Genomic DNA, 6,984 nt, shown 5'->3' on the forward strand with positions numbered 1-6,984 from the left:
CTTTATTTTTTGGTACTAAGCATTATGGCAGAATTATCAGTTGTAGAAAAAGCAAAAAAAATTTTTGAAAACTTCCTTTTGAGACAAGGTAGCAGAAAAACCCCGGAAAGATATTCTGTCTTGGATGAGCTTTATGCATTGCCTCAGGACGAACATATTGATGTTGAGGGCTTGTTTTTATTGATGAGAAACAAAGGCTATACCATCAGTAGGGCCACTATTTATAATACTTTGGATCTTTTGGTAGAATGCGGACTTGCGGTAAAGCACCAGTTTAAGGACAAAGTCGCGCTCTATGAACAGGCACTGACCTACAAGCACCATGACCATCATGTCTGCAACCAATGTCGAAAGATCAGGGAGTTTTCTGACGAAAGGATCAATTCCATCAAAGAGGCCATGGGAAAAGAATTTCAGTCAGGGATTACCAGTCACTCCTTGGTTTTGTATGGAGACTGCCAGATCCAAAACTGTGATAACCTCTCCTTGGCTTAAGACTCGGTCTTGAAGTATTTTTTGTAGATGGGTTTCCTGTATAAAAATTGAAGGAACATCGCCGGGTAAAGAAGTATCCCTAAAAATCCTGGTTTTGCTTTAAAAGTGATTTCATCCCTGATGATGGATCCCGACCCTTTTTTTATAATCCGGTGTTTATGCTTCCATTCTTTTAGAAAAAACGGCAATTCAGTTCCCTGATCCACAAAGTAGAACTCATTCTCATCAGTAAGGTCTTCGGTGATCAGGCTTGTCCATTTTTGTTTAAATACGATGAAATCCAGTTCTAAAGTAACCACATCGCCTTTTTTTGATCCATCAAACCGCAGGAGTTTTACAGGAGGGAATGGCGGACTGAGCTTAGTAAACAGGGATTCATCAAAACCTTCTTTGACTTGAAGGTAGTTTTGTCCGACAGCAGTTTCAATATTGATGTTCATGCCTAGACCTAAGTCCAAAATGTATTTATTTGTTTTGACCTGAGCTTAAAAATCCCTTAATCAACTTTTTTCAGATACCGGAAAAACTCAGAGTCCGAAGAAAGGATAATGGTGGTATTTTCATCAAGAGATTTTTCAAAACTTTCCATAGACCGGATGAATTTATAAAAATCTACGGATTGCCGGCTACGGTTATAGGCAGCAGCGTAGATTTTGGTAGCCTCTGCATCTGCTCGGCCCTTTATTTCTTCTGCTTTTTTGAATGCTTCTGACTGTATTTCTGCAAGCTCCTCTTCCTTGTTTCCTCCGATTTTTCTCGCTTCTCCTTCCCCTTCAGACCTAAACTGATCCGCAATCCTATTCCTTTCACTGATCATCCTGTCATAAACCCGGTCCCTCACCTCATCCACATAATTCATTCTCTTGAATCGGAAATCCAACACCCTGACTCCAACGTCTGCTGTCCTTTCATTAGCTTTTTCGAGTACTATTTTTTCGATATTGGCGCGGCCCACATTGATGTCTTCCAGGATTTCTATTTGTTCCATAAACTCCTCCGTGATTTCCGGATCCCTGTTAGAAGACCGCACCAAATCCAATAAGTCATGGCTTGCCACGGCATTTCGGGTTTCACCATCCAAAATATCGTCTAGCCTAGACTGTGCAGACCGCTCGTCTCGCAATCGGATAAAAAACTGCAAAGGATTGGTGATTTCCCAACGGGCATAGGTATCGACAAAAATAAATTTTTTGTCTTTGGTCGGAACTTGATTTCTTGCCCCGTCCCATTCCAGGTACCTTTTGTCAAAATACTGCACCTTATGGAAGTAGGGGATTTTAAAATTCAGACCTGCTTCTGTCCGTGGTTCACCTACAGGCTTGCCAAAAAGTGTGACGATGGCCTGCTTGGTTTCATCCAAAATGAAAATGCTGCTATATAAGGTATAAATAAGGATAGCCAAAAATACCAGGGTGAGGGTTTGTCTGTTTCTCATGGGTTGATTTTTTTAGCTTTGTCAAGGTTGAGCAGAGGAAGGATATTGTTTCCCTTGTCATCTACGATTATTTTGTTGCCGATTTTGGGAAGTACTTTTTCCATTGTTTCCAGATAGATCCGCTGCTTGGTTACCTCAGGAGATTTGATGTACGCATCAAAAAGACTGTTGAACCTGTCAGCCTCACCTTTGGCCCGGTTGACCCGGTTCAGTGCATAGGCTTCAGCCAATTGTATGGTTTCTTCTGCCTCTCCTTTGGCACGGGGAATGACCCTGTTATATTCTGCCTCTGCTTGGTTGGTTAGTGTTTCTCTTTCCTGTTGTGCTTCATTGACAGCGTTGAAAGACGGTTTTACCGGTTCCGGAGGATTGACGTCCTGAAGAACCACCTGATCTATTCGGATTCCGTTTTGGTATTCGTCGCACATCTTTTGGAGTAGCACTTCCACACTTGTGGCTACCTCTTGTCTTCCCACAGTCAATACCTCATTGACTGTACGGTCGCCTACGATTTTTCTCATCGCTGCTTCGGACATGTCTCTGAGGGTCTTTTCAGCATTTCTCACTTTGAAGAGGTATTTGTAAGAATCCACAATTCTGTATTGGACGACCCATTCTACATCAGTTAGGTTGAGGTCACCTGTAAGCATCATGCTTTCATCACCAAAAGTCCCCTTTTCATATTCTGTCCGCTGATCTGCTTTGATTGTCCTGAATCCAAATTCCTGCTTGAGTTGCCTTTGAACAGGAATTTTATACATGCTTTCTATTCCATAAGGCAGAATAAAATTCAAGCCCGGTTGTACAGTCCTGTTGTATTGGCCCAACAAAACCACGACACCTTCTTCTTCAGGCCCGACAGTTTTGGTGCTTGTAAATATGGCAACCACCAATAAAAACCCACCGATTATTTTGCCGGCATACTTCTTTATCCAGTCAGGGTCAATATTTATTTCATACCTGTTTTCATTCATGATGCTTTCTTTAACGTCGATTTAGCCGAAAATACCACAAATTTTTAGAAAGTTAGTACAAATACCAGGAAGAGTACCAGCCAGATCAAATCCATAAAATGCCAATAGGTGGTAAATAGTCTGATCCTCATCTTTTCAAATGGATTAGTCAGCATCAGGATCTGTTGTATTTCGCTTTTGCCGTTTTGATTATATTGGACAAGCATAATCACCGAAAAAACCATCACCCCTAAAAGGTGAAAAATATGGATGCCGCTCAGAATATATAGAAAACTCCCGCTTGGCAGCCCCTTGAAATCCACCCCCATCATTGTCAATTCCCTCCATCCAAAAAACTGTAAGATTGTAAATACAAGGCCAAGTATGAAAGTCAACGAAAGGGTAGATTTGAGCTTTTCCAGATTTTCTTCATTGAAATATATCAATAGCTTGGAAACTGTGTAGCCGCTGTAAAGGATAACAAAAGTACTCAGGATGAATGCTTTTGGGATCTTGTGGCCATATTGCTCAAAATACCCTGTGCCCGAAGCTAAAAATGCCACCGTCAAAAAAAGGAAGATCAACCCACTGCCAAACATCCCCAAATACATCATGGTCTGATAGGGATGCATTTTTTCTACCCTTTGTAGCCAGCTTTCCTTTGTTTTTTCCATGTGTCATGAAGTTATATTTCAGTAAACATTTAAATAAGCCATAGGTTCATCCAAATAGACTACAATTTCATAAACAGAACTGGGAATAGGTTTCTAAATCAAATTCCTAACTTTGTCCATCATTAGCCAAAATCATAGAATTGGAAAAAAACGCATTTGTTGCTCTTTACGAAAAAGATCCTTTTGTACAGACCATTGCCCAAAACATACTCAAAGACAAATCAGGCAACCATCAGATCAAAGGTTTGTCGGGAAGTCTTGACAGTTTGCTTTTTTCAGTCCTTTTCAAATCCCTCGGCGGCTGTCACCTCATTATCGCCCATGACAAAGAAGAGGCCGCCTATATCAACAACGACCTTCAGGAACTGTTGGGAGAAGGAACAATTTTCTTTTTTCCATCAAGCTATAAAAGACCTTATCAGTTTGATGAAGTCGAAAACGCCAATGTCTTGCAAAGGGCTGAAATTCTGAACAAACTCCTCACGCAAGAGCAAAAAGATCCCATCATCGTCACTTATGCTGAGGCATTGTATGAGAAGGTAATCAACAAAAGATCCCTCACGGAAAACACCTTTAAAGCTGAGGTAGGCGAAAAAGTGGACTTAGCTTTCATTTCGGAATTGCTTAGTACTTACGATTTTGAAAAAACAGATTTTGTGTTTGAGCCCGGCCAGTTTGCGATCCGTGGAGGAATTTTGGATGTGTTTTCTTATGCACATGACCTTCCTTACCGCCTAGAGCTCTTTGGAAAAGAAATAGAAAGTATCAGGACTTTTGATCCGGAAACACAGCTTTCACTTGACCCCATTGACCATATCAGCCTGATTCCAAATGTGCAGACCAAGTTGCTACAGGAACAAAGACAGTCTTTTTTGGATTTTTTACCGCAGGGAACTATGCTTTGGTTCAAGGATTATCAATATACCCTTGATGTAATTGAGGACAATTTCCTAAAAGCCAAGAATCAGTTTGACCAAATCGTCAGCCGTACGTCCAATCAAAAGCTGTTGCTCAAACCGGAGGACTTATTTGATGGAGAAGAAGCATTCATGACCCAGGTTTCGAAATTTGGGAAAGTGGAATTTGGAAATAAATTTTACCTGAAAAATGCCGTTTCGGCCAAGTTTGACGCTCAGCCCCAACCTTCCTTCAACAAGAATTTTGACCTGATCGTCCAAAACCTGGTCGAAAATGAAAAAACAGGGATGCTCAATATAGTCTGTTCAGAGAGTGACAAGCAGATCCAAAGATTGGAGAACATCTTTCATGAACTTGACCCCACATTAAAAGTCCAATACCTGAAAATAGGTTTGCGGGAAGGGTTTGTGGACAGGTCGCTTTCTATCGCCTGCTATACAGACCATCAGATTTTTGAGCGTTTTCACAGGTACAAGACCAAAGCCAAATCAAGTAAATCAAAAGCCCTGACCCTTCGGGAATTGAGGACCTTGCATCCCGGAGATTTTATTGTCCATATAGATTATGGTGTGGGACGTTTTGCGGGATTGGAAAAAGTCGATGTCCATGGCAAATCCCAGGAAGCAGTACGCTTGGTTTTCAGGGATGATGACCTGCTTTTTGTCAACATCCATTCACTCCATAAGATCTCCAAATACTCAGGTCAGGAAGGAACGATGCCGGCCATGTCCAAACTCGGCAGTCCTGAATGGGAAAATAAAAAACGAAAAGTCAAAGGAAAGGTCAAGGATATTGCCAAAGACCTGATTGCGCTATATGCAAAAAGAAAGAGTGCAAACGGATTCAGGTTTTCACCTGATTCAGTCATGCAGGTCGAGTTGGAAAGTTCCTTCGTCTTTGAGGATACTCCTGACCAAGCCTCAGCCACCATCGATGTCAAATCCGATATGGAAAAACCCTATCCTATGGACAGACTTGTCTGTGGAGATGTGGGCTTCGGCAAAACTGAAGTGGCCATTCGTGCGGCCTTCAAAGCCCTGAATGACAGAAAACAAGTGGCTATTTTGGTACCTACCACCATTTTGGCCATGCAGCATTTCCATACTTTCAAAGAAAGACTAGCCAATTTTCCTGTCAAAGTGGAATACATCAACAGGTTCAGGTCAGCCAAAGAGATCAAAGACATCATTGCCCAAGTTGCTACAGGGGAAATAGATATCCTGATTGGAACCCACCGTATCGTCAACAAAGACATCAAATTCAAGAACCTCGGACTTTTGGTGATTGACGAGGAACAAAAATTTGGAGTCAAGGTCAAGGACCAACTGAAGGAAATGAAAGTCAATGTGGATGTTTTGACCCTGACGGCTACACCGATACCAAGGACGCTGCACTTCTCCCTGATGGGTGCAAGGGATTTGTCCGTCATTGCGACACCGCCACCAAACAGACAACCGGTCACTACAGAAATCCATACCTTCAGGGAGGAAGTCATCAGGGATGCCATCGCATTTGAATTGAAAAGAGGTGGTCAGGTATTTTTTGTCCATAACCGTGTCGGCGAGATAGATTCCATCGCCAACCTGATCTTGAGGTTGGTGCCGGATGCACGTGTAGCTGCGGCACACGGTCAGATGGACGGCAAGAAATTGGAAGACATCATGGTAAAATTCATCGAAGGGGAATATGATGTCTTGGTCTCTACCAATATCATCGAATCCGGACTAGATATTCCAAATGCAAATACCATCATCATCAACCGTGCCCACATGTTTGGATTGAGTGACCTCCATCAGATGCGGGGACGGGTAGGAAGAAGCAATAAGAAAGCGTTTTGTTATCTCTTGACAACCCCCACTTCAGGTTTGACAGCGGAAGCGAGGAAGAGATTACAGACCTTGGAGGAATTCTCGGATTTGGGCGATGGTTTTAAGGTGGCGATGCGGGACTTGGATATCCGTGGGGCGGGAAATTTGCTCGGAGCAGAACAAAGCGGATTCATTACAGATTTGGGATTTGAGATGTACCATAAGATCTTGGATGAGGCAGTGCAGGAATTGAAAGAAAATGAATTTGCCTACCTTTTTGAAGTAGACCTGAAAGAAAAGGTAGAAATCTTGGTACAGGATTGCGTGATAGAGACAGATTTGGAATTGTTGATTCCCGAATCTTATGTGAGCAATATTTCTGAAAGGCTGAGTCTTTATGCCAAGTTGGACAATATCAAAAAAGAAGAAGAACTTCAGACCTTTATCCAATCTGTAAGAGACAGGTTTGGACCAATCCCTTCCACCGTGGAGGATTTGTTTGAAACGGTCCGCCTGAGATGGATTGCCGAAAACCTTGGATTTGAAAAACTCGTACTAAAATCTGAAATCATGAAATGCTACTTCCTACCTTCCGAAAAGGAAAAGTATTTCAAATCAGATACATTTGGTAAGATCCTTGCTTACATCCAAAAACATGGCAAACATTGCAAAATCAAAGAGTATAAAAAAAGGCTTATTTT

At 42.0% G+C, this 6,984-nt stretch carries 6 protein-coding genes; 2 read left to right on the forward strand and 4 right to left on the reverse strand.

The window, feature by feature from the left end:
• The first annotated feature begins 24 nt into the window (after nt 1-24).
• Nucleotides 25-495 (forward strand): Fur family transcriptional regulator, encoded by a 471-nt coding sequence (locus ACZFYI_RS13045; protein WP_462524572.1) that lies wholly within the window; start codon nt 25-27, stop codon nt 493-495.
• Here ACZFYI_RS13045 and ACZFYI_RS13050 read toward each other — a convergent pair.
• From ACZFYI_RS13050 to ACZFYI_RS13065, 4 genes are read right to left on the reverse strand one after another with little or no spacing between them, the layout of a single operon-like run.
• Nucleotides 492-935, reverse strand: a complete 444-nt coding sequence (locus tag ACZFYI_RS13050; protein ID WP_462524573.1) for an SRPBCC family protein — start codon at nt 933-935, stop codon at nt 492-494. The two genes, ACZFYI_RS13045 and ACZFYI_RS13050, sit on opposite strands and share 4 nt — an antisense overlap.
• 56 nt (nt 936-991) lie before the next feature.
• Nucleotides 992-1,930: a protease modulator HflC gene (gene hflC / locus ACZFYI_RS13055; RefSeq protein WP_462524568.1), complete on the reverse strand. Its 939-nt coding sequence runs from the start codon at nt 1,928-1,930 to the stop codon at nt 992-994.
• Entirely contained in the window at nt 1,927-2,904 is a 978-nt protein-coding gene (hflK, locus tag ACZFYI_RS13060; protein WP_462524569.1) for an FtsH protease activity modulator HflK, read from the reverse strand. The genes hflC and hflK overlap by 4 nt, the downstream gene beginning before the upstream one ends.
• A gap of 44 nt (nt 2,905-2,948) precedes the next feature.
• Nucleotides 2,949-3,557, reverse strand: coding sequence for a cytochrome c oxidase subunit 3 (locus ACZFYI_RS13065; RefSeq protein ID WP_462524570.1), 609 nt, complete (start codon nt 3,555-3,557; stop codon nt 2,949-2,951).
• A 140-nt stretch (nt 3,558-3,697) separates the two neighbouring features.
• Here ACZFYI_RS13065 and mfd point away from each other — a divergent pair.
• Nucleotides 3,698-6,984 (forward strand): transcription-repair coupling factor (gene mfd, locus ACZFYI_RS13070; RefSeq protein ID WP_462524571.1); only part of this gene is annotated, 3,287 nt, incomplete at its 3' end.

The organism is Aquiflexum sp. (assembly GCF_977115555.1).